Genomic DNA, 20,281 nt, shown 5'->3' with positions numbered 1-20,281 from the left:
GCGCTGTCATTCCGGCGCTTTCATGCTTTCCACCATCGAGATACGCTTGAGCAGCCGCCGCATGACAAGGTTGACAAGGGCACTGAACAGCAGCGTCAGCGCAACAGAGTATGCAAAGCTCATGACGCTGACCTCCCGCCCGAACATGACGGCATCGACCTCGACCGTGCGTATTATAAAGCTGTGCAGCACAATGCCGCCCGCCAGACCGAACAATGTGCCGATCAGCGTCAGAACAACGCTCTCGCGGTTGACATAGGCGTAGACCTCGGGGTCGTAGAAGCCCAGCACTTTGATGGTGGCGATCTCCTTGACGCGCTCGGCAATGTTGATGTTGGAGAGGTTGTACAGCACCACGAACGCCAGCGAGGCCGCGCAGACGATGATCAGCACGACCACCGCATCGATCGAGTTCAGCATGTTCAGCACCTGCGCCACGCTGTCCTGCGTAAAGCTCAGGCTGGCCACCTGCTCCATCGCCAGCAGATCGGCCGAGATGGCATCGCGGGCCGGTTCATCATCGCTGGGCAAAATGCTCAAAATGGCGTTGTAGCGCGGTGCCTCGCCAAAGCCGGCCTCGTAGACGGCCGGGCTGATATAGACATAGTTGCTGACATAATGCTCGCAAACGCCGCTGACGGTGAAGTCGGCGGTGCGGTCATCGCTGTTCGTCAGGGTCAGGGTATCGCCCGCAGCAATGCCCAGCGTTTTAGCCATCTTCTCGGTCACGACCACGCCCTGCTGCCCCAGCGGGACCTCTTTGCGGGAGATCCGCTCATGCAGGTCGGCAAAATCGGCAAAGCGGTCCACATCCTCGGGGATCATCAGGTAAACATCCATCTCGCCGTCCGGGCTGTCCTGCCGGGTGGATTCCATCGCAACGGTCAGCGATTCAGCGGCGTTGTCCGTGTTATAAAGGTAATCGTGGACGGGGCCGCTCTCGGTGGCCTCCTGTTTGGTGACGATCGTCAGCAGGTCATAGTGGTAAATCTCGCCGTACTGCTTGGTGATGATGGCGTTCAGCGAATCGGAGATGCCAAAGCCAGCCACCAGCAGCGAGGTGCAGCCGGTTACGCCGATGACGGTCATCCAGAACCGCTTTTTGTAGCGCAGCAGGTTGCGGCAGGTGACCTTCCAGCTGAAGGGCAGCCGCCGCCACAGCGGGGTGATGCGCTCCAGCAGGATGCGCTTGCCGGCCTTGGGGGCGCGGGGCAGCATCAGGGCGGCGGGATTCTCCTGCAGGGTGGTGCGGCAGGTCAGCGCCGTGATGCCGACCGTCAGCACGATGAGGGTGCCGCCTGCAAAAAGTGCCTGCCCCAGCCGCCATGGTGTGGCGATGGACGGCATATAGTACATCATCGAATATGCGGACCAGATGATGGACGGGAACGCCTTGAACCCGACCGCCAGCCCGAACACCGTGCCCGCTGCCGCCGCCGTAAAGGCGTAGAGCAGATACTTTTGCATGATGGCTGCGTCAGAATAGCCGAGGGCCTTCAAGGTGCCAATCTGCAGGCGCTCCTCCTCGACCATGCGGGTCATCGTCGTTGAAACGACCAGCGCCGCAACAAGGAAGAAAAATACCGGGAAGATCGTGGTGATGGCGGTAAGCTTATCCACATTGGCGGTAAAGGACGCATAGCTGACATTTTTGCTGCGGTCCCAGACATACCAGGTTGGGTACTCCACCTCGCGCAGCGCGGCTTCGCCATCCTCAATCTGGGCGCGGGCATCGGCCAGCTGCCGGTCAGCCTCCGCCTTGGCGTCCTCATACTCGATCTCGCCGTCACGCAGTTTCTGCAGGTTTTCAGCGATCGTTGCCTTGGCATCGTCCAGCTGGCTGCGGGCATCGCGCAGGCGGCCCTTGGCGTCATTGATCTGGCGGCGCGCATCGGCCATCTGCAGCTTTTTGTCCTGCAGGGTGGCCCAGCCGTCCTCGATCTGGGCGCGGGCACCGGCCAGCTGCTGTTTGCCGGCCTCATACTGGGCAAGCCCCTCGTTGTACTGCTGCCAGCCCTCGTCCAGCTGGGTCTTGGCCTCGGCCAGCTTGGGGGCATTGGCCTCCAGTTCGGCGCGGCCTGCGGCCAGCTGGGCGGCACCCTTTTCGTACTGCAGCAGCCCCAGACGGTACTGGGTCAGCTGCCCTACACCGGCCACAAACTCATCCAGCTGCTTTTTGCTGTCCTCCGGCAGGCTGGCCCACCATGCCTCGATGGCGGCATTCAGCCTGTCGCGGATCTCCTCGGGCAGCTCCGGGGCGGACTGCTGCACCCAGTCAGCGGCGCTCTGCAGCGCCGTCTGCATGGCGGCCGGGTCGGCGGCATCGGCTATCGCGGCGATATGCGCCCGTGCCTCCTGCAGGCGCTGCTTCTGCTCCTCAGGCAGGGTGTCGGTCGGGATGGCATCGATCACGGTCAGCAGGTCACCGGCCTGTGTGCGGATGGCATCGACCTGCTCCTGCGTCATGTCGGCGGGGATGATGGTCAGATCGCCGTACTCCTGCAGGGCCTGCCACAGCTCCTCGGCATTCTGGGGCGGCTGCGTGCCGTTTGCATCGCAGTTTTGGGCCAGCCAGCCGATAAAAGCATCCAGCTGCTCTGCATCCACACCCATTGCATCGGCCAGCGTCCGGATGCCGTCCTCGTAGGCGGCAGCGTTGGCGTCCAGCTGGGTCTTGGCCTCGGCCAGCTGCTTTTCGGCGGCGTCCAACTGCGCCAGCCCGTCATTGTACTGCCTGAGCCCGGCCTCGTACTGGGCCTGACCGTCCTCCAGCTGCCTGCGGGCAGCCTCCAGCCGGGGGGCGTTGGCGGCAAGCTCCTCCTCGCCCGCCTGCAGCTGTGCCTCGGCGGCCCGCAGCTGCGCTTCGGCCTCGGCCAGCCGGGCCGCGCCGTCATGGAGCAGCGCTTCGTTGGACGCCAGCTCGTTCAGGCCGTCCGCATACTGCTGCTCACCGTCATCGACCTCGCGCTGGCCGTCGGCCAGCTGCTGCCTGCCGTCGGCCAGCTCTGCGGCGGCATCTGCCAGCTGCTGGTCAGCCTCGTCCTTGGCATCGTTGTATTCAGCCCAGGCCTCGTCCAGCTCGGCGCGGGCCTCGTCAACGATGCCGCTGTACCGCGCCTCGCACCGGGCCTCGGCAATGCCCTCGACCCGGGCCTTGACGGCGTCCACCGTGTCGCGGTAATCATCGCCGAGGCTGTCCTGCGCAAGGGCACCCTCGGCGGTCAGGTAGATCTCGGTGTAGGCCTCAAAGGCAAAATCCTGCTGCGGGATGTAGAATACCAGCTTGACTGTGCCGTTGCCCACGCTGGCGGGCTCGCGCTCAAAGCTGAAATAGTTCGCGTTATGCACGATGCCTACAACGGTGTAGACGGTGGTGTCCAGCTTCGTGTCCAGCGCCTCGTTGGCGCTGCTTACCACAAGCCGGGTGCCGATGGGGTAGGTGGGGTTCAGCTCCATGGCACCGGCCTCGACCACGCACTCGCCGGAGGCTGCGGGCAGGCGGCCATCCACAAGGCGCAGACGGTTGATCGTGTTGTTGTCCGGCGCGGGCAAACTGTGGGCGCGGCTGACGATGGTGTCGCCGTCTGCCTCGACCAGCAGATCGGCCGAGTAGCCCGGCTGTACCTCGCGCACGCCGTCCACCTGCCCGAGTGCGGCAACATCCTCATCGGTCAGGCCCAGGGTGGAGACAACGCGCAGATCGTAGAAATCGGCATCGTCCATATAGCGCTCCATCGACTCCTTCATGTCGATGGGGGTGCCGCTCAGCCCGGCCAGAAAGCCGACGCCCAGCGCCACGATGGCAAACACGGCAGCAAACCGGCTCAGGGTATTTTTGAATGTCCGCAGGGTGTTTTTGCGATAGCTGCGTGTCATTTACCATTCAATCCTTTCCACAGGGGTGGGGGCGGGGTTCACCGTCTGGTCTACCACGCGGCCGCTGTTGATGCGGATGACCCGGTCTGCCATGGCGGCCAGCGCGCTGTTGTGGGTGATGACGATGACCGTGCGGCCCTGCCTGCGGCAGGTGGCCTGCAGCAGCGCCAGCACCTGCTTGCCGGTCTTGTAGTCCAGCGCGCCGGTGGGCTCATCGCAGAGCAGGATCTTCGGGTTTTTGGCCAGCGCGCGGGCAATCGAAACACGCTGCTGCTCACCGCCCGAAAGCTGCGCCGGGAAGTTGTTCTTTCGGTCAGCCAGTCCCACCTCGTCCAGCACGGTGTCGGCGTCCAGCGGGTCGCGGCAGATCTCGGCGGCCAGCTCGACATTTTCCCGCGCGGTCAGGTTCTGCACCAGATTGTAGAACTGAAAGACAAAGCCCACATCATACCGGCGGTAGGTCGTCAGCCGCTTTTTATCAAAGCTGCTGACCTTTTCGCCGTCCAGCAGGATCGTGCCCTCATCGCAGGTGTCCATGCCGCCCAGCATATTCAGCACGGTGGTCTTGCCTGCGCCCGAGGGGCCGAGGATGACGCAGAACTCGCCCTTTTCAATCTCAAAGCTGACATGGTCGGACGCGGCGATCCGTGTTTCACCCATCTGATAATATTTACACACATTGTCAAACAACACAAACGGCTGCGGCATGCTGAAATTCCCCCTGTAAGGCTATAGATACATTTTATTATATCAGATTTGCGTAAAAATGTCGAGATGACGGCACCCGCGCGGTGTTTTCCAATTTGACTTTTTCCCTGCAGCGCGGTACAATTACTGGTAAGCTCATCCATGGAAAGGGGACACTTTATGCCGGAAGGCTATACCCATGTGCGCACCGCCCATAAGGCGGCGGAGGCGATCCATTATAAGATCCAGTGCCCGGCGGCGTTTGCGGCCGGGGCCAACGGCCCGGACAGCTTTTTTTGCTACGAGGTCTGGAAAAAGCGCGCAAAGCGCCACTACGACCTGCCGGGGCTGGGCAACCGTATGCATGAGGAAAAGACGGGCGCGTTCCTGCGCAGCCTTTGCGCCAATGTCAAGACCCGCCCGCAGGTGGAGTACGCGCTCGGCTTTTTAAGCCACTATGCCGCCGACACCGTGGTGCATCCCTTCATTTATGCCATGTGCAAGCCCGGCTGCCCCTATGCCGGCAAGGGTGGGCACGGTTATTTGGAGATTGCGCTCGACTCTACCCTCCATGCCGAGGACACCGGCTCCAGTCTGGTCCCGGTCGAGGATGTCAGCCCGCTGCCCACCGGCGCAGAGCTGGCCGATATCACGGCGCTGCTGCACACCTGCCTGCTGGAAACCTACGGCGAGGATATTCCCGTGGAATATCTGGCGGACGCATTCTGGCACACCTACCGGCTGCGCGGGCTTTTCCCCAGCCGCCACGGCGTGCGCAGGGTGCTGTTCTGGCTCATCGAGCCGCTGTTCGGCGGGCGCGGCTTCATCACGGGCCATGTGTCGCCCCGGCAGCTGGATGCCCGCCTGCCGGACGAATGGACCGACCCCTTCACCGGCACGGTGCGGGACGGCGGCCTGTTTGCCCTGCTGCCCCGCGCGACCCTGCGCAGTGAGCAGTTTATGGGGGCGGCGCTGCTTTACTGGATGGATAAGCTGACCCCCGCTGAATTTGCCGAGAAGCTCGGCAGCATGAGCTACACCAAGGGTATCGCCACCCCGGAGAGTGACCCGGAAACACAAAATCAACCAACGGAAAAGGAGACCATCGTATGATTCGTATCACCATGCAAAACGGCAAGACCATCGACCTTGAGCTGGACCACAGCGCAGCCCCCATCACCTGCGAGAACTTTGAGAAGCTCGTCAAGCAGGGCTTCTACAACGGCCTGACCTTCCACCGCGTTATCTCGGGCTTTATGATTCAGGGCGGTGACCCGCAGGGCACCGGCATGGGCGGCCCCGGCTGGCACATCAAGGGCGAGTTCCTGCAGAACGGCGTTGCCAACCCCATCAAGCACACCCGCGGCGTCATCAGCATGGCCCGCTCGATGGACCCCAACTCGGCCGGCAGCCAGTTCTTCATCATGCATCAGGATGCCCCGCATCTGGACGGCAGCTACGCCGCCTTCGGCCATGTTGTGAACGGCATTGAGGTCGTGGACGAGATCGCAGCCGTTGCGACCGACTGGAACGACAAGCCCAAGACCCCCGTTGTCATGGAGAAGGTCGAGATCGTCTGATTTCATAAAACCAAAAAGGCGCAGCTGAGTTTTCCTCGGCTGCGTCTTTTATGTTGGTGCTTATAAGATCGTGCCGCCGCCGACAACGACATCCCCATCGTAGAGCACAACGGCCTGACCGCGGGTGATGGCGCGCTGCGGCTCGTCAAACACGACCTGCACAAGACCGTTGTCCAGCGGGCGCACGGTGGCGGGCTGCTCGGTCTGGCGGTAGCGGGCCTTGGCCTTGATGTGCATCGGGCCGGTCAGCGCAGGGATCGAGATCCAGTTGAAATCCCCCGCCACAAGCGTGGTCGTAAAGAGCGCGCTCTCGGGGCCGACTGTGACGGTGTTTTTCTCCATATCCTTGCCGCAGACATAGACCGGTGCGCCCAGCGCCAGCCCCAGCCCCTTGCGCTGGCCGCAGGTGTAGCGCACCGCGCCGCGGTGGCGGCCCACGACCCTGCCGTCAAGGTCAATAAAATCGCCGTCCGGGTAATATTTGCCGGTGTAGCGCTCCATAAAGCCGACATAATCGCCGTCCGGCACAAAGCAGATGTCCTGACTGTCGTGCTTGCGGGCGTTGCAGAAGCCCTGCTCCTCGGCAATTTTGCGGATGGAAGGTTTGTCCATGCTGCCAAGCGGGAACTTTGTGTGGGCAAGCTGGTCCTGCGTCAGTGCGTACAGTACATAGCTCTGGTCCTTGTCGGTGTACAGTGCTTTTTTCAGCAGCCAGCGGCCTGTCTCGGGGTCCTGCTCAATGCGGGCATAGTGGCCGGTCACGACGTAATCCAACCCGTGCGCCTGGGCAAAATCCAGCATCTTGTCAAATTTCATCGTGCGGTTGCAGTCGATGCAGGGGTTCGGCGTGCCGCCGGCCTCATAGGTCGCAATGAACTTCTCAATGACCTTCTCGCGGAAATCCTCGGTGTAGTTCACGACCTCGAAGGGAATGTCGAGCTGGAACGCGACCTCGGCGGCGTCCTCAACATCCTTGGCCGAGCAGCAGGTGTGAAAGCCGCTCTGCCCCAAATCCTCGTTCTGGTACAGGCGCATCGTCGCGCCCATGCAGCGGTAGCCCGCCTGCTTCATCAGGTAGGCAGCGACGGTGCTGTCCACGCCGCCGCTCATAGCAATCAGCGCACCTGGGGTAGTAGTCATATAAGAGTGTCCTCCCAAAAGCGATTACAGCGTAGGGGCGGGGCTCTGCTCCGCCCGGAACGTTCCCGCAGCGGCAAGGCTCCCGGGCGGAGTAGAACCCCGCCCCTACATGTATTAAAAACCACAAAAAACGCGGCAGACAAACATCTGCCGCGCTTATTATAGCAAAATTTCAGCCCGTATGCAATCAGTCTGCAAACAGCGGGGTGGACAGGTAGCGGTCGCCGGTGTCGGGCAGCAGCGCCACGATGGTCTTGCCCTTGTTCTCGGGGCGCTTGGCCAGCTCGATAGCGGCCCAGACGGCCGCGCCGGAGGAAATGCCGACCAGCACGCCCTCGCGGTGGCCGACCAGCTTGCCGGCGGCAAAGGCGTCCTCGTTGGCAACGGGGATGACCTCGTCATAGACCTTGGTGTTCAGTACATCGGGTACAAAGCCTGCGCCGATGCCCTGAATCTTGTGCGCACCGGCCACGCCCTTGCTCAGCACGGGGGAGGTGGCAGGCTCGACAGCCACGACCTTGACGGCGGGATTCTGGCTCTTGAGGTACTCGCCCACACCGGTCACGGTGCCGCCGGTGCCGACACCGGCCACAAAAATATCGACCTTTCCATCGGTGTCCTCCCAGATCTCAGGGCCGGTGGTGCGCTTGTGGGCATCGGGGTTGGCCGGGTTCACAAACTGGCCGGGCACAAAGCTGTTGGGGATCTCCTTGGCCAGCTCGTCCGCCTTGGCAATGGCACCCTTCATGCCCTTGGCACCGTCAGTCAGCACCAGCTCGGCGCCGTAGGCTTTCATCAGCTGGCGGCGCTCAACGCTCATCGTCTCGGGCATGACGATGATGATGCGGTAGCCGCGGGCAGCCGCCACGCTGGCCAGACCGATGCCGGTGTTGCCGGAGGTCGGCTCAATAATGACCGAGCCGGGTTTCAGCTTGCCGGAGGCCTCGGCATCGTCGATCATCGCCTTGGCGATACGGTCCTTGACGGAGCCGGCGGGGTTGAAATACTCCAGCTTGCCAAGGATCTTGGCCTGCAGGCCCTCGGCGGCCTCGATATGCGTAAGCTCCAGCAGGGGCGTGCGGCCGATCAGCTGGTCAGCGGAAGTGTAGATCTTGCTCATGATAGGTTCCTCCATCGTCATTTCTGTTTATAAATTGGGGCAAACATGCAGTCACAGCATCTGACGGCGACATCGCGGGTACGGTGCAAAGCCCTTTCGCATATCTATTCATACCTTTCTTGTAGGTTGATAGGATTGTACAACATATTTTCCCGTTTGTCAATAGGGAAATAGGGAATTTTTGCAAATATTTTTCTGCAAAACAGCTTGCTTTCCCATTAACCAACCTATATAATAGGAATAAGAAAAACAAGGGCAGCCCGCCGACCCTGCGCACTGCAGGCCGGGGGCTGTGCCCTATGCCCAAAGGAGCAGCCAACCATGATGATTTCAACGAAGGGCCGTTATGCGCTGCGTGTCATGATCGACATAGCGGAGCATCAGCACGACGGCTACATTCCCTTGAAGGAGATCGCCGCACGGCAGGAAATTTCTGAAAAATATCTGGAGGCGATCGTGAAAAGCCTTGTCAAGGAGCGGTATCTGCAGGGGCTGCGCGGCAAGTCCGGCGGCTACCGCCTGACCCGGTCGCCCGAGGAGTACACCGTGGGCAGCATCCTGCGCCTGACAGAAGGGGGCCTGGCCCCGGTGGCCTGTCTGGAGCAGAACCCAATCGAATGCCGCCGCATGAGCGAGTGCCGCACCCTGCCGATGTGGCGCAAGCTGAACACGATGATCAACGACTATTTTGACGGCATTACCCTTGCCGACTTGGTCAACACCTCCCAGCCGGGAAACGATTATGTGATTTGATGGGAGCCCCCTACAAGGATTGCCGTGAACCTTCCGGCTATTTGTAGGGGCCGGGCATGCCCGGCCCGCGGCTTACCGCCATACCCCTTTTACGGTCAATTCGTAGGGGAGGGATTCATCCCTCCCGCGGGGCGTCGGGGACGCCGCCCCCTACAGGGATGGCCCGCAGGGTTCCCGCTGCCGCAAACGGGCACGGCGGCCAGAGGGCTGGCCGCCCTACGGCCCCATTTTTAAACCTGTGCGCAGAAGCTTACCGCCGCTCCCCGCAAAAAATAAACCCGGCGCTGCTGACTGAAAATCGTCAGCAGCGCCGGGTATTCTATTGCAATTACAGCTTCCCCAGCGCGTCCTTCACGCGCTTGAGGGTCTCCTCGCGGCCCATCATGGCGGCAAGGTCGGTGCCGCCGCCGGGGGTGCGGGCCTTGCCGGACAGGGCGATGCCCAGCGGGAACAGCAGCCAGCCGTTCTTCTTTTCCATCTGCTCGGCCAGCGTCTTGCAGGCCTCAAAGATCGCATCGCGGGTCCAGTCGGTCTGGGCCTCCAGCACCGGCAGCAGGGCGGTCAGGGCCTCCTTTGCGGATTCCGGCGTAGTCTTTTGCTTCTTGTTGCGGTACATTTCCGCATCAATGGGCAGCACGGCATCAAAGAAATCGAGCTGCGGGGGAATATCCTCCAGCACCTCGCAGCGGGGCTGCAAATTGGCGCAAAGCAGATCGCGGTCGATGTCGCAGTGAACGGCACTGTCGATGAACGGGTCGGCCAGACGGCGGAACTCCTCGGCCGGCAGGGCGCGGATGTAGGCGGCGTTGATGGCGCGCAGCTTGAGCGGGTCAAAGATGGCGGGGGACTTCGAGATGCGGGACGGGTCCCAGATCTTGATCATTTCATCGAGAGAGAAGATCTCCTGCTCTCCCTCGGGGGCCCAGCCCAGCAGCAGCAGATAGTTCAGCACGGCGGCGGGCAGGTAGCCCTTGGCCACCAAGTCCTGATAGCTGGCATCGCCGTTGCGCTTGCTCAGCTTGTTCTGTGCGTCCTTCATAACGGGCGGGCAGTGGACATAGACGGGCTTCTCCCAGCCGAAGGCCTCGTACAGCAGGTTGTACTTGGGTGTGCTGGAAAGATACTCGCTGCCGCGGATGACATGGGTAATGCCCATCAGGTGATCGTCCACGACATTGGCAAAGTTGTAGGTGGGCATGCCGTCAGTCTTGATCAGAATCTGGTCGTCCAGCTCCTTGACATCGACCTCGATGTGGCCGTAGACAACATCGTCAAAGCCGGCCACGCCGCTCTCGGGGATCTTCTGGCGGATGACATACGGCTCACCGGCGGCCAGCTTGGCGGCGACTTCCTCGGCGCTCAGGCTTCGGCAATGCCCGTCATAGTGGGTCATCTCGCCGGCGGCGCGCTGGGCCTCGTGCATCTCGTTCAGGCGCTCCTCGGTGCAGAAGCAGTAGTACGCCTTGCCGGCCTTGACCAGCTGCTCGGCATACTGCTTGAACATGCCCATGCGCTCGCTCTGGACATAGGGGCCGACAGGGCCGCCGATGTCGGGGCCCTCGTCCCACGTCAGGCCGGTGGCCTTCAGCGTATTGTAGATAATGTCGGTGGCACCCTCGACCAGGCGGCCCTGATCGGTGTCCTCAATGCGCAGGATAAAGGTGCCGCCGTTGTGGCGCGCCTGCAGATAGGTGTACAATGCGGTGCGCAGATTGCCTACATGCATATAGCCTGTGGGGGACGGCGCAAAGCGGGTACGAACATTTGCCATAGTGATTTCCCCTTTTTCTAAGTTGCGTAAGTAGTTTTATTATAAGCGCATCGGCATTAGGTGTCAATGCGGAAGGTGAAGCTGGAGAGTAGAGTTTAAAATTAAGAGTTTAGATTTGGTGTACCCGCCGCGCGGGCACATTTTTAGTATAAGGCGTAGGGCGGGGTGCCCCCACCCCGCCGGGAAAGCCGACCCGCTGCGGCAGCTTCCGTGTCGGCTCGGCAAACTGGAATTTAGTAACGCAAAAGGAAATATATGACATACACCCAACTAAGTAAACCATGGAAAATCGCCCAACCAACAGACTTCCATGTCGTATAACTAATAACCATAGCTAATGCACTTCCAAAAGTTATTCCTGATTTTACTGTTTTCTTGACAGTCGTTGATTTATTATCTTCCATGGTTGTTTTCTCCGTAAAGTCTTTGTTTTCCTAATCGCGTTTAATGTATTTAGTGATAGTAGCGATTAATTCCTCCATGTTAATCGGCTTGGAAATATGGTCATTCATGCCTGAATTCAGGGATTCCTGAATATCATCTACAAAAGCATTTGCAGACAAAGCTATAATTGGAATCGTAACTGCATCGGACCGCTCTGTACCCAAGGCGCGAATGGCTTTTGCTGCTTGGTGTCCATCCATGTTTGGCATCATAATATCCATCAAAATAAGATCGTATGTGCCTCGTGGATGATTTTTAAACAAATCCACAACTTCTTTTCCGTCTGATGCGCGTGTTACGGTCATACCAGCATCTTCCAGTATTATCGTAGCAAGTTCAGCATTCAGATCATTATCCTCAGCCATAAGAACATGAATATCCGTCAAATCTCTATGCAGATGTTGTTTTTGTTCTGATTGAATAACCTGTTCTGTCAACTCCATTGGGATATCCACTGTGAATGTAGAACCTACCCCTTTTTTGCTCTCAACAGCAATCGAACCGCCCATCATATCCACATATTTTTTTGTGATGGCCATACCAAGACCGGTTCCCTTATATTGAGTTCTGGCATTAGCAACATCTTCTTGTGAAAACGGATCGAATAATTTTTTCTGGAACTCTTCGCTCATGCCAATACCGTTATCTCGAACAACATAACGAGTTATGATATGTTTCTCATCCGCTCCCGGGTAACTGCTGATATCCAAAGTAATCTTTCCGCCGTCCTTTGTGAATTTCACAGCATTGCCAAGAAGATTCACCAAAACTTCTCGGATACGCACAACATCCGCAAGGACATAGGGGTTCTTTGGGCTTTCTCGATGTACTTCAAACTTAAGATCTCGATTATAAAGAAGTCCATTCATAATCGCCTGAACGTTATCTGTTAATTGAGTAATGTCCACTGGCTCGGGCGAAATAGTAACTTTTCCACTTTCAATGCGAGTAAAATCCAGAACGTCATTCAACAAAGAGAGAAGATGATTCGAACTTTGTTGAACTTTCTCCAAGCTGGCATGAATATCTGAAACCGTGTTCTGGTGAAGCGCAATGTTTGTAAATCCAATAATGGCATTCATCGGCGTTCTGATGTCATGGCTGATACTAAGCAAAAACGCAGATTTTGCTTTGTTGGCAGCATTTGCTTCCTCAGCGGCGGTCATTAATAATTGTTTTTGTTTTTGCTCTTCTGCCTTGCTTTTCTGGTAAACATTATAGGTATATAGACAAATTAAAAGCAATACAGCTCCTGCGACTAAACCGCAGATGATGGAAATACGATTCGTCTTTTCAACCATTCCATAAGCTGATTGCATATCCATTTCAATGCAAAATGCGCCAATGATTTCTCCTGTCCCATCATGATTTGCGCTTACAGGATAGCAAGCCGTAAAAATCGGACCCCATGTTGTATCAATGATATCCTGAGAGTACACATTCTCCCCAGAAATAGCCCTATCAATATACGGAACCATTTCGTCCTCAATATAATCTCCGGGGTGTCTTACATCATCTGCATTCGGATCCAAACCGTCTACCACATAAACGAGTTTTCCTTCTTCATTTCTTTTAGCGGTGTAAATATATCGAGTAGAATTCAGTGTTCTGATTTCATTGAAATAGGAAGAAATATCCTTATATAATGGCTCCTTTTCATCAGATTGATCGTTGATTTGATCAAAATCTTCTTTGCAGATTCTTCCATCCACAAGTTTGTGTACTGCATCTGCACTCGCTGTGTCACGCGCGATTTCTGTTTCAAGGGCGGTCTTAGTGTAAGAACTTTGCAGAATATATGTGTACGATGCTATTACAAAAATCATCAAAAGGCTCGCAATCACAAAGATGCTGCCTGTATTCTTCAGCCTAAAGAGTTTTTTTAAATGAATTCCTTCTTTTGTTTTCTCCATGCTGCTCATTCACATCCTCTAAATGCCGATTTGCCTTTCTTAAATCAACCCAACCCCACCCCGCCGGGGAAAGCCTTCCCCTTGGGGGGAAGGTGGCGCGGTACGCGCCGGATGAGGGAGAGATGTCCGGAAGGCTCCCCCTCATCAGTCACCGGCGGTGACTGCTTCCCCCAGAGGGGGAAGCCAATGCTGCCGTTATACCCGCCCCGGCACCGCAGTCCGACAAACTGGAATTTCACTTACTTAGATAATGGCAATGTCAATTTTCCTGATAATAAAAAATACAGCAGAAGTAAACCAACTATAATTAGAATACCGCCAACCACTTTAATGCCAATTCGATTAACCTTGTTATTTTTTATAATTTTATTTGCAAAAACCAATAGTAGCGCACCAACTACTATAATAAAAACAGATATTAACGGATACATGAGTTTTCTCCTTTCAAATTCCGATTCATAATGTAAGAGTAAGGCCTATCCGGCCTTGCTCTTTTCCTTTAAAATGGAGGTATGGTCTGACGAACTTTCCGATTGGGACACCACGCCCGCAGACAAATGTGTCAGCCAGCCTCCATTGTTTTGTGCTCGATTCAGCAAGTTGGGACATAGCTCCCGTTTCACGATTGAATATGTGCGTACTTTGGAAAAGCTGGATAGCCATAAATCGAAACGAAAGAAGGAATGTCAATGCTCGCAGTAGGAATCGATATTTCCAAGTCAAAAAGTGTAGCAGCCATCTTAAACCAAGACGGATCAATGCACACAAGTCCTTTTGAGTTCCACCATACGCAGCCCGAACTAGACGCTTTCATTAAGTATATTTTGAATAGCAAGCAATCTGCAACCATCTTAATGGAAAATACCGGGCATTACCATTATCCTGTTCTGAAAGCGTTGCAGGAAGCCGGGCTCCCTGTTTGTATGGTTAATGCCTATCAAATCAAGAAATTCGGAGACATGGATCTTCGCAAGGCCAAAACAGACAAGAAAGATGCAGTGCGGATTGCCAGATATGCATTGGAAAAGAGTTATTCTCTGGTTCCATATACATCTATGGAGCAGAAATACGAAGATTTGAAATTTTTGGCACGACAGTATAATCAGCGAATGCTTACCCTTAAAACCAACAAAGTATTTCTACTTAATCTATTGGATGAAACGATGCCTGGCATAACCAACATTCTGCCTCTAACGACCAGAACGCCAGAAACCAGTCTTTCCGTTCTCTTTATCAATCGTTTTAAATCCTACGATCGTATAAAGAAAATGGGAAAAAGTCGTTTCCTTGACGCATTTGAAAAAATCGCAAGAAAATCTCGAAATCGCCAAACCAAAACATATGGGTTGGCAATTTACGAAGCTGCATTACGCAATATCACAACAAGGGGAGAAAACGAATACACTCTTGCGGCTCAAAATCAATGTCTTGAACTTGTCTGTGAATCACAAAAGGCCACTGATTCAATTATTCTAAAAATGCAAACATTAGCTGAAACGTTGCCCGAATACGCTGTTCTGCGCTCTATGGCTGGTGTTGGGGATCGACTCGGTCCCCTTATCCTTGCTGAAATTGGAGATATCCGCCGCTTTCACAGTGGAAAAGCACTCAACGCTTATGCTGGTAACGATGCGCCTCCATATCAGTCTGGAACATTTGAGAGCCACAATCGCCACATATCAAAACGTGGGAATGCGGCTCTCAGAAAGTATTGCTTTGAGGTTATGCAGGCACTCAAACTTACACGACCTCAAGATGACCCTGTCTACCTTTTTCTGCTCAAAAAGGAACAGGAAGGGAAACCGTATAACGTAGCTAAAATGGCCGGAGTCAACAAGTTTCTCCGCATCTACTACGCGAGAGCGATGGAAACGCTCAAGCAACAGTAACCACTGACTCTATTATATATCTTTTTCAAAAATCCACAACTGCTGTGGGTTCAATTTAATGCGCCCTTTTTCCAAAAGAAAATCGGAAAATCTATAAAAAACTCTTGACAAATACATTAGCAAGATTTGTCCGTCTTACACCAGCCAAACCTCCCGCGGCATCATACCAAAAACGCCTCAAACCGGTGCAGGTCGTCAATTTTCACGGTGGCGCGGTAAAAAACGCCGTCCTCGCGGTATTCCTCCGCCGCTACGCTGCCGCGGCTGCGCAAAATGTCAGCCAGCGCCAGCTTGTCATAGGGCAGCACCAGCTCGATCGTGCGCACACGATGGCCCAGCACATCATCCAGCTTGGCCAAAAGCTCAGGCAGGCCGCAGCCGGTCTTGGCGCTCGTCAGCAGAATGTCCGGGTCAAACGCAACGGCGTTCGCCATATCGCATTTGTTGTAGACCACCAGCTGGGGGATGCTCTCGCAGTCAAGGCTGCCCAGAACCTCATCGGTCACGGCCAGCTGCTCGGTGGCCTTGGCATCGCCCGCGTCGGCCACCTTGATGATGACATCGGCAAAGGCGGCCTCCTCCAGCGTGGATTTGAACGCCTCGACCAGATGGTGCGGCAGCCGACTGACAAAGCCGACCGTGTCCACCAGAATGATCTGCAGGCCGCTGGGCAGCACCAGCTTGCGGGCGGTGGGGTCCAGCGTGGCAAACAGCATGTCGGCCTCAAAGATCTGCTCACCGCACAGGGCGTTCAGCAGGCTGGATTTGCCCACATTGGTGTAGCCGACCAGCGCCACCACGGGCACATTGTTCTTTTGGCGGGCGCGGCGGGTCTCACCCCGGCGCTTTTCCATTTCCTTCAGCTTTTCTTCCAGATGCTCAATGCGGTGGTGCAGGTGGCGGCGGTCCAGCTCCAGCTTGGTCTCACCGGCGCCGCGGCGCGCACCGCCGCCGCCCCCGCCGCCGCCGCCCTGACGGCTCAGGCTTTCGCCCAGCCCCTGCAGGCGCGGCAGCTGGTAGCGCAGTGTGGCAAGCTCGGTCTGCAGCTTGCCCTCGTTCGTGGTGGCGCGGGCGCGGAAGATTTCAAGGATCAGCATCGTGCGGTCCAGTACCTCAAGCTGCAGCGCGGCAGAGAGGTTGCGGATCTGGCTGCCGGTCAGCTCGCCGTCATAGATGGCGGCTGCCGCGTTTACATTCTGGCAGACAAGGCGGGCCTCAGCGACCTTGCCCTCACCCAGCATCGTGGCGGCCTCGGGCGTGGCGCGCTTCTGTACGACCTCGGCCACGGCGTCCATGCCGTTGGCATCGGCCAGTGCGCGCAGTTCGTCCAGACTGCGGGTCATATCATAGCGGCCCTGATCCAGCGCCAGCAGCACCACGGGCAGCTTTTCGCCGTCGGTGGCCTTCTGGGCGGTCGTGCCAAAGTCAAGTTCTGTTGTGTTATCGCTCATAATTCCTCTTTCAGCAGGTGGTAGGCGCGGCAGGGAACCGGGGTGCCGTCAAACTTGCGGTCGGTCACATCATGGTCGTAGACAAAGCCTGCCTTTTGCAGCACGGCGCTGCTGGCAATATTCTCGTTGGCGTGGACGGCGGCCAGCCAGTCGGCGCCCACCGTGTCAAACCAGTAGTCCCGCACGGTACAGAGTGCCTCAGTTGCATAGCCTTTATTCCACCATTTGCGGCCGAGCGCGTAGCCGACCTCCCACGCAGGGCCAAGCCGCTCCGTATTCAGGTGCCAGCCGGTCTTGAGCGCCGGCGCGGGGAAAAGGCTGATCGAGCCGAACAGCACGCCGGTGTGCCGGTCGGTGATGCCCCACTGGTAAAAGGCGGGGTCATCGTAGTGCTTTTCCCACTCGTTCAGCGTCTCGGCGGTCTCACCCCAGCTGTGGTGGGCGTTCCAGCGCAGGTACTGCGTGACCTGCTTGTCGCTGGCCCAGTTGTTGTACATCATTTCGCTGTCATCCATGGAGAGCCGCCGCAGAACAAGGCGCTGCGTCTCCAATTCCTGTGTGCCGCAATGCTTCATGATTTCCCTCACCTCTTGTGGAAGATGCCGCGCAGGATGCCCAGCCCCATGGTCCAGAGCCTGGCCAGCTGCGCGCGGTAGAGTGTGCAGTAGATAAACAAAATCACGCCAACCAGCGCGAATTTTATAAAGAAGTGCTGCCACAGCAGCGTGCCGACTGCCGTGACTGCAAACGCCAGCAGAAAGCCGGAGATCGTCTTGGGGTAGCTGGCCACGGTGCGGTAATACATCTGCCCCGTGACGCTGCGGTACAAAAAGGCGGCGCCGTTGCTGGCGGCCAGCGCGAGCGCTGCACCGGTCAGCCCAAAGCGCGGCACCAGCACCGCACAAAGCCAGAAGTTGGACAGCGCCCCCAGTCCGATGCCGATCGTGTCATGCCACGGCTTGCGGGCGATCGAGTTGCCGTAGACCGTGCCCTCACACAAAATGTTGAACACAACGGCCAGCATCAGCAGCGGGAAGATCGCCAGACACCCCCGCTTGTCGGGGAAGATGACAAAGACGATGTCCTCCAGCATGACCAGCGCGCAGAAAAAGCCGAAGATCAGCAGGTCCAGCACATCATGCACGCGGCAGATGCGCTCCTGCTCTGCGCGGTAGTGGGCGTAGACATAAGGCCCCCAGTAGGTCGAAAACCCGGCCTGAATCGCCGTTACAAGCTGCGCAAGGCTGTAGCCGAAGGCAAAAAGCCCCTGCGCGCTCTCGCCGCAGGCGTTGCCGACAAACGAAAGGCAGATACCGCTGGACAGGCTGAACAAAATCTGCGCCGGGGCCAGTGCGATGCCGTAAGGCACGGCCTGCCGCGCAATGCCGCCCAGCTGTGCCGCGGGCAGCGGTGCCAGCACGGCGGCGCGATACTTGTACCCGAACGCAATGGCCACCACGCCGAAGCTGAGGATGGCGGCGACCGCCAGCACAAAGACCTCGGAGGTGAAAAAGCCCGGCAGCAGATAAAACAGGTTGTAGCAGCCCTGCATCCAGAGCGTCTGTGCCGTGTAGGCGCGCAGGTCGTTTTCCAGCCGAAGCAGGACATTCAGATACCGCACCAGCATATAGAGCGCCGCATTGAGAAAGAGCAGCGGCACGATGCCCGGCCCGGCGGAGCCAAGGCCGAACGCGGCAGCGAGGGGCTGTGCAAAAAACACGCTGCCCGCAACGCCCAGCAGCATCATAAAGGATGCCGAGATGCGGGTGCAGGCCGCAAACAGCTGGCGCGGCTCGGCCCCGGCGGGCGGCTCATGATAAAAGCGCAGCAGCGCCTGATCCAGCCCAAGAATGCCGATGTTCATGATGGTGGCCGTGTAGGTCATAAAGGTGACCGGCGCGCCGAGCACCTCGGCGGGCAGCAGCCCCTTGACGATAAGGGCCAGCCCCGTGATGGCGAAGCCCAGATAGGTCGCCACCGAATATTTCATTACATTCCCGGCGAAGGACTCGCCGGCGGATTTTTTGTTTTCTGACATATGTGTGTCCCATCATAGCGTTGTAGGGGCCGGGCATGCCCGGCCCGCAGCCTTGCCTTTACTGCGCGTCTGCCATACAGTGCAGGGCCGGGCATGCCCGGCCCCTACATGCTCAGCGGACGAACGGCTTAATGCGTTCCGTCATTGCAGCCACCTGTTCCGGCGTCACATGCGCTTTGTCTACATAGCCGTAGATGCGCTGCGCAAAATCTGCCAGCGGCGGGCAGAAGGCGAATACCTTTTTCGGCTCCCAGCCGTGCTTATAGAGAAAATGCACCCCGGCCAGCGCGCAGAGCTTCAGCTTGTTGAAATGCGGGGTAAAGCCCGCGCCCATCGGCTCGTCCCGCGGCGGATTTTTGTAGACATCCTCCAAAAGGTCGGCCATCCGCTTGTAGGCGGGCGTATCGCTCGGGTCAAAATACCCCTCGATGACCTCCCGCGCGATGGGGAAGGGCGGCTCCGGCTCGGCCATGGCGGCGGCAAACGCATCGTAGCTTGTCACATAGCGCGCGTCCTTATAGATGACCGGGTCGTACTCATGCTCGATCGGCACCGGGCGCAGGATATGGCAGCTTTTGCCCGCCATGTACACCTCGGCGATGGCGGTGCTCATCCAGATCGAGATCGAGTCTGCGGCAACGATCCACTGCTTGACCGAGTCGGCAAAAATAACATGGAAGTTCGGCCGCTTTTTCGCCAGCGCCTCCAGCGCGGGGGAGTTCCACTCGCTGGGGTGGCGGCGGTAGACAAGCTCGACCTCGGGATGCTGGCCCAGATATTCATCGAACCAGCGCAATGTTTCCTGCATCGAGATGCGGTTTGTTTTGGCAAAGCCGGTAAAGTCGGTGCCTGCCATCTTGGAAAGCTCGGCTACCTCCTCCTCGCTCATGCTGGCATAGCCGAAGCTTGAGATATACAGGTGCAGCTGCTTTTCGGGGTCGAGGCCGAACTCCCTGCACAGCGACGCCTTATCCTTGAAATATCCGTTGAACTCCGGGCGCAGAAAGTCCATCATGACGGCGCCGGTCACGGGGGTGTTTTTGGCCTCCATGCCGTGGGCCTGCAGACGGGCAGCGGTGCGCGTGCCCCAGCAGGTCTGCACACAGCGCTTGGCATTGCCGTTCATATTGAACCAGTCGCCCTCCTCCTGCGTGTCGGAGAGCATCTGCTCCCAGTGGAGGTTGACGATCTTGTTGCAGCGGCCGATGTTGTTGTACACATGGCTGTTGATGGCCTCGTTGTCGTACATGCAGCTGGCCACCAGCACCTCCGGCTTGTCCTTGCCGAAGAGCCGCAGCCGCTTGGGGTCAAGCAGCTGGCGGATCTCGGCAGTATAGCCGCGCCGCTCCAGCTCCAGCTTGAGCAAAAGGTCGCTCTCATACTCGCGGACGGTGTGTTCATATAAAATCAGGAAATCTAATGCCATGTGTACCTCCTAAAAAGCCTTCCCCCGCGGGACAGACTCCCCCGATACGGGGGAGGTGGCCGAAGGCCGGATGAGGGACGGTGTTTTCGCTATTATCCGTGAATGGGTGGCCGCGGGAAGGCTGCCGGGCGCATATAGAATGCGCCCCTACGGTGTAGGGGGCGGCGTCCTCGACGCCCCGCGGGCGGAGCAG

16 protein-coding genes are annotated in these 20,281 nt (G+C 57.6%); 4 read left to right on the top strand and 12 right to left on the bottom strand.

Annotated elements, in window-relative coordinates:
- Positions 1 to 6 precede the first annotated feature (6 nt).
- Both OGM67_09505 and OGM67_09500 read right to left on the bottom strand, forming a co-directional pair.
- Positions 7 to 3,876 carry an FtsX-like permease family protein gene (locus OGM67_09505; protein ID UYJ33822.1) on the bottom strand — a complete coding sequence of 1,290 codons (3,870 nt, stop codon included), beginning with the start codon at positions 3,874 to 3,876 and terminating at the stop codon, positions 7 to 9.
- A complete protein-coding gene (locus tag OGM67_09500) occupies positions 3,877 to 4,584 on the bottom strand; it encodes an ABC transporter ATP-binding protein (protein UYJ33821.1) in 708 nt (235 codons plus the stop codon).
- A 159-nt stretch (positions 4,585 to 4,743) separates the two neighbouring features.
- Here OGM67_09500 and OGM67_09495 point away from each other — a divergent pair, with 159 nt between their 5' ends.
- Both OGM67_09495 and OGM67_09490 read left to right on the top strand, forming a co-directional pair.
- Positions 4,744 to 5,676, top strand: coding sequence for a zinc dependent phospholipase C family protein (locus OGM67_09495; GenBank protein ID UYJ33820.1), 933 nt, complete (start codon positions 4,744 to 4,746; stop codon positions 5,674 to 5,676).
- Positions 5,673 to 6,143 carry a peptidylprolyl isomerase gene (locus tag OGM67_09490; protein UYJ33819.1) on the top strand — a complete coding sequence of 157 codons (471 nt, stop codon included), beginning with the start codon at positions 5,673 to 5,675 and terminating at the stop codon, positions 6,141 to 6,143. The genes OGM67_09495 and OGM67_09490 overlap by 4 nt, the downstream gene beginning before the upstream one ends.
- 60 nt (positions 6,144 to 6,203) lie before the next feature.
- Here the strand turns inward: OGM67_09490 and mnmA are convergent, their stop codons facing one another.
- On the bottom strand, positions 6,204 to 7,283 hold the full coding sequence (mnmA, locus tag OGM67_09485; protein ID UYJ33818.1) for a tRNA 2-thiouridine(34) synthase MnmA: 1,080 nt from the start codon (positions 7,281 to 7,283) through the stop codon (positions 6,204 to 6,206).
- 187 nt (positions 7,284 to 7,470) lie between these two features.
- Complete coding sequence (gene cysK, locus OGM67_09480; protein UYJ33817.1) at positions 7,471 to 8,403, bottom strand: cysteine synthase A; 933 nt, start codon at positions 8,401 to 8,403, stop codon at positions 7,471 to 7,473.
- Positions 8,404 to 8,724: 321 nt separating this feature from the next.
- On the opposite strand from cysK, the gene OGM67_09475 reads away from it, so the two are divergent.
- Positions 8,725 to 9,156, top strand: a complete 432-nt coding sequence (locus OGM67_09475) for an Rrf2 family transcriptional regulator (GenBank protein UYJ33816.1) — start codon at positions 8,725 to 8,727, stop codon at positions 9,154 to 9,156.
- Between the two features lie 328 nt (positions 9,157 to 9,484).
- Here OGM67_09475 and gltX read toward each other — a convergent pair whose 3' ends face one another.
- The 4 genes from gltX to OGM67_09455 form a co-directional block, all read right to left on the bottom strand.
- Positions 9,485 to 10,927 carry a glutamate--tRNA ligase gene (gene gltX / locus OGM67_09470; GenBank protein UYJ33815.1) on the bottom strand — a complete coding sequence of 481 codons (1,443 nt, stop codon included), beginning with the start codon at positions 10,925 to 10,927 and terminating at the stop codon, positions 9,485 to 9,487.
- Between the two features lie 233 nt (positions 10,928 to 11,160).
- Complete coding sequence (locus tag OGM67_09465; protein UYJ33814.1) at positions 11,161 to 11,331, bottom strand: hypothetical protein; 171 nt, start codon at positions 11,329 to 11,331, stop codon at positions 11,161 to 11,163.
- A gap of 30 nt (positions 11,332 to 11,361) precedes the next feature.
- Positions 11,362 to 13,293: an ATP-binding protein gene (locus tag OGM67_09460; GenBank protein UYJ33813.1), complete on the bottom strand. Its 1,932-nt coding sequence runs from the start codon at positions 13,291 to 13,293 to the stop codon at positions 11,362 to 11,364.
- A 230-nt stretch (positions 13,294 to 13,523) separates the two neighbouring features.
- Entirely contained in the window at positions 13,524 to 13,715 is a 192-nt protein-coding gene (locus OGM67_09455) for a hypothetical protein (protein ID UYJ33812.1), read from the bottom strand.
- A 258-nt stretch (positions 13,716 to 13,973) separates the two neighbouring features.
- On the opposite strand from OGM67_09455, the gene OGM67_09450 reads away from it, so the two are divergent.
- Entirely contained in the window at positions 13,974 to 15,173 is a 1,200-nt protein-coding gene (locus OGM67_09450) for an IS110 family transposase (GenBank protein UYJ33811.1), read from the top strand.
- A gap of 161 nt (positions 15,174 to 15,334) precedes the next feature.
- Here OGM67_09450 and hflX read toward each other — a convergent pair whose 3' ends face one another.
- The 4 genes from hflX to OGM67_09430 form a co-directional block, all read right to left on the bottom strand.
- Complete coding sequence (gene hflX, locus OGM67_09445; GenBank protein UYJ33810.1) at positions 15,335 to 16,624, bottom strand: GTPase HflX; 1,290 nt, start codon at positions 16,622 to 16,624, stop codon at positions 15,335 to 15,337.
- Entirely contained in the window at positions 16,621 to 17,199 is a 579-nt protein-coding gene (locus OGM67_09440) for a GNAT family N-acetyltransferase (GenBank protein UYJ33809.1), read from the bottom strand. The genes hflX and OGM67_09440 overlap by 4 nt, the downstream gene beginning before the upstream one ends.
- Positions 17,200 to 17,207: 8 nt before the next feature.
- The gene (locus tag OGM67_09435) at positions 17,208 to 18,662 is read right to left on the bottom strand and encodes a hypothetical protein (protein ID UYJ33808.1); all 1,455 of its coding nucleotides are present in this window, start codon (positions 18,660 to 18,662) and stop codon (positions 17,208 to 17,210) included.
- A 112-nt stretch (positions 18,663 to 18,774) separates the two neighbouring features.
- On the bottom strand, positions 18,775 to 20,088 hold the full coding sequence (locus tag OGM67_09430) for a hypothetical protein (protein ID UYJ33807.1): 1,314 nt from the start codon (positions 20,086 to 20,088) through the stop codon (positions 18,775 to 18,777).
- Positions 20,089 to 20,281 lie beyond the last annotated feature (193 nt).

Source organism: Oscillospiraceae bacterium (assembly GCA_025757985.1).
GTDB lineage: Bacteria > Bacillota > Clostridia > Oscillospirales > Ruminococcaceae > Gemmiger.
The sequence above is the reverse complement of the archived record's forward strand: the minus strand, read 5'-3'. Positions and strand labels throughout refer to the sequence as shown.

Excerpts from the sequence above, each read along its gene's own strand:
- OGM67_09505 (UYJ33822.1), bottom strand. The coding sequence starts at position 3,876 with ATGACACGCAGCTATCGCAAAAACACCCTGCGGACATTCAAAAATACC.
- OGM67_09500 (UYJ33821.1), bottom strand. The coding sequence starts at position 4,584 with ATGCCGCAGCCGTTTGTGTTGTTTGACAATGTGTGTAAATATTATCAG.
- OGM67_09495 (UYJ33820.1), top strand. The coding sequence starts at position 4,744 with ATGCCGGAAGGCTATACCCATGTGCGCACCGCCCATAAGGCGGCGGAG.
- OGM67_09490 (UYJ33819.1), top strand. The coding sequence starts at position 5,673 with ATGATTCGTATCACCATGCAAAACGGCAAGACCATCGACCTTGAGCTG.
- mnmA (UYJ33818.1), bottom strand. The coding sequence starts at position 7,283 with ATGACTACTACCCCAGGTGCGCTGATTGCTATGAGCGGCGGCGTGGAC.
- cysK (UYJ33817.1), bottom strand. The coding sequence starts at position 8,403 with ATGAGCAAGATCTACACTTCCGCTGACCAGCTGATCGGCCGCACGCCC.
- OGM67_09475 (UYJ33816.1), top strand. The coding sequence starts at position 8,725 with ATGATGATTTCAACGAAGGGCCGTTATGCGCTGCGTGTCATGATCGAC.
- gltX (UYJ33815.1), bottom strand. The coding sequence starts at position 10,927 with ATGGCAAATGTTCGTACCCGCTTTGCGCCGTCCCCCACAGGCTATATG.
- OGM67_09465 (UYJ33814.1), bottom strand. The coding sequence starts at position 11,331 with ATGGAAGATAATAAATCAACGACTGTCAAGAAAACAGTAAAATCAGGA.
- OGM67_09460 (UYJ33813.1), bottom strand. The coding sequence starts at position 13,293 with ATGAGCAGCATGGAGAAAACAAAAGAAGGAATTCATTTAAAAAAACTC.
- OGM67_09455 (UYJ33812.1), bottom strand. The coding sequence starts at position 13,715 with ATGTATCCGTTAATATCTGTTTTTATTATAGTAGTTGGTGCGCTACTA.
- OGM67_09450 (UYJ33811.1), top strand. The coding sequence starts at position 13,974 with ATGCTCGCAGTAGGAATCGATATTTCCAAGTCAAAAAGTGTAGCAGCC.
- hflX (UYJ33810.1), bottom strand. The coding sequence starts at position 16,624 with ATGAGCGATAACACAACAGAACTTGACTTTGGCACGACCGCCCAGAAG.
- OGM67_09440 (UYJ33809.1), bottom strand. The coding sequence starts at position 17,199 with ATGAAGCATTGCGGCACACAGGAATTGGAGACGCAGCGCCTTGTTCTG.
- OGM67_09435 (UYJ33808.1), bottom strand. The coding sequence starts at position 18,662 with ATGTCAGAAAACAAAAAATCCGCCGGCGAGTCCTTCGCCGGGAATGTA.
- OGM67_09430 (UYJ33807.1), bottom strand. The coding sequence starts at position 20,088 with ATGGCATTAGATTTCCTGATTTTATATGAACACACCGTCCGCGAGTAT.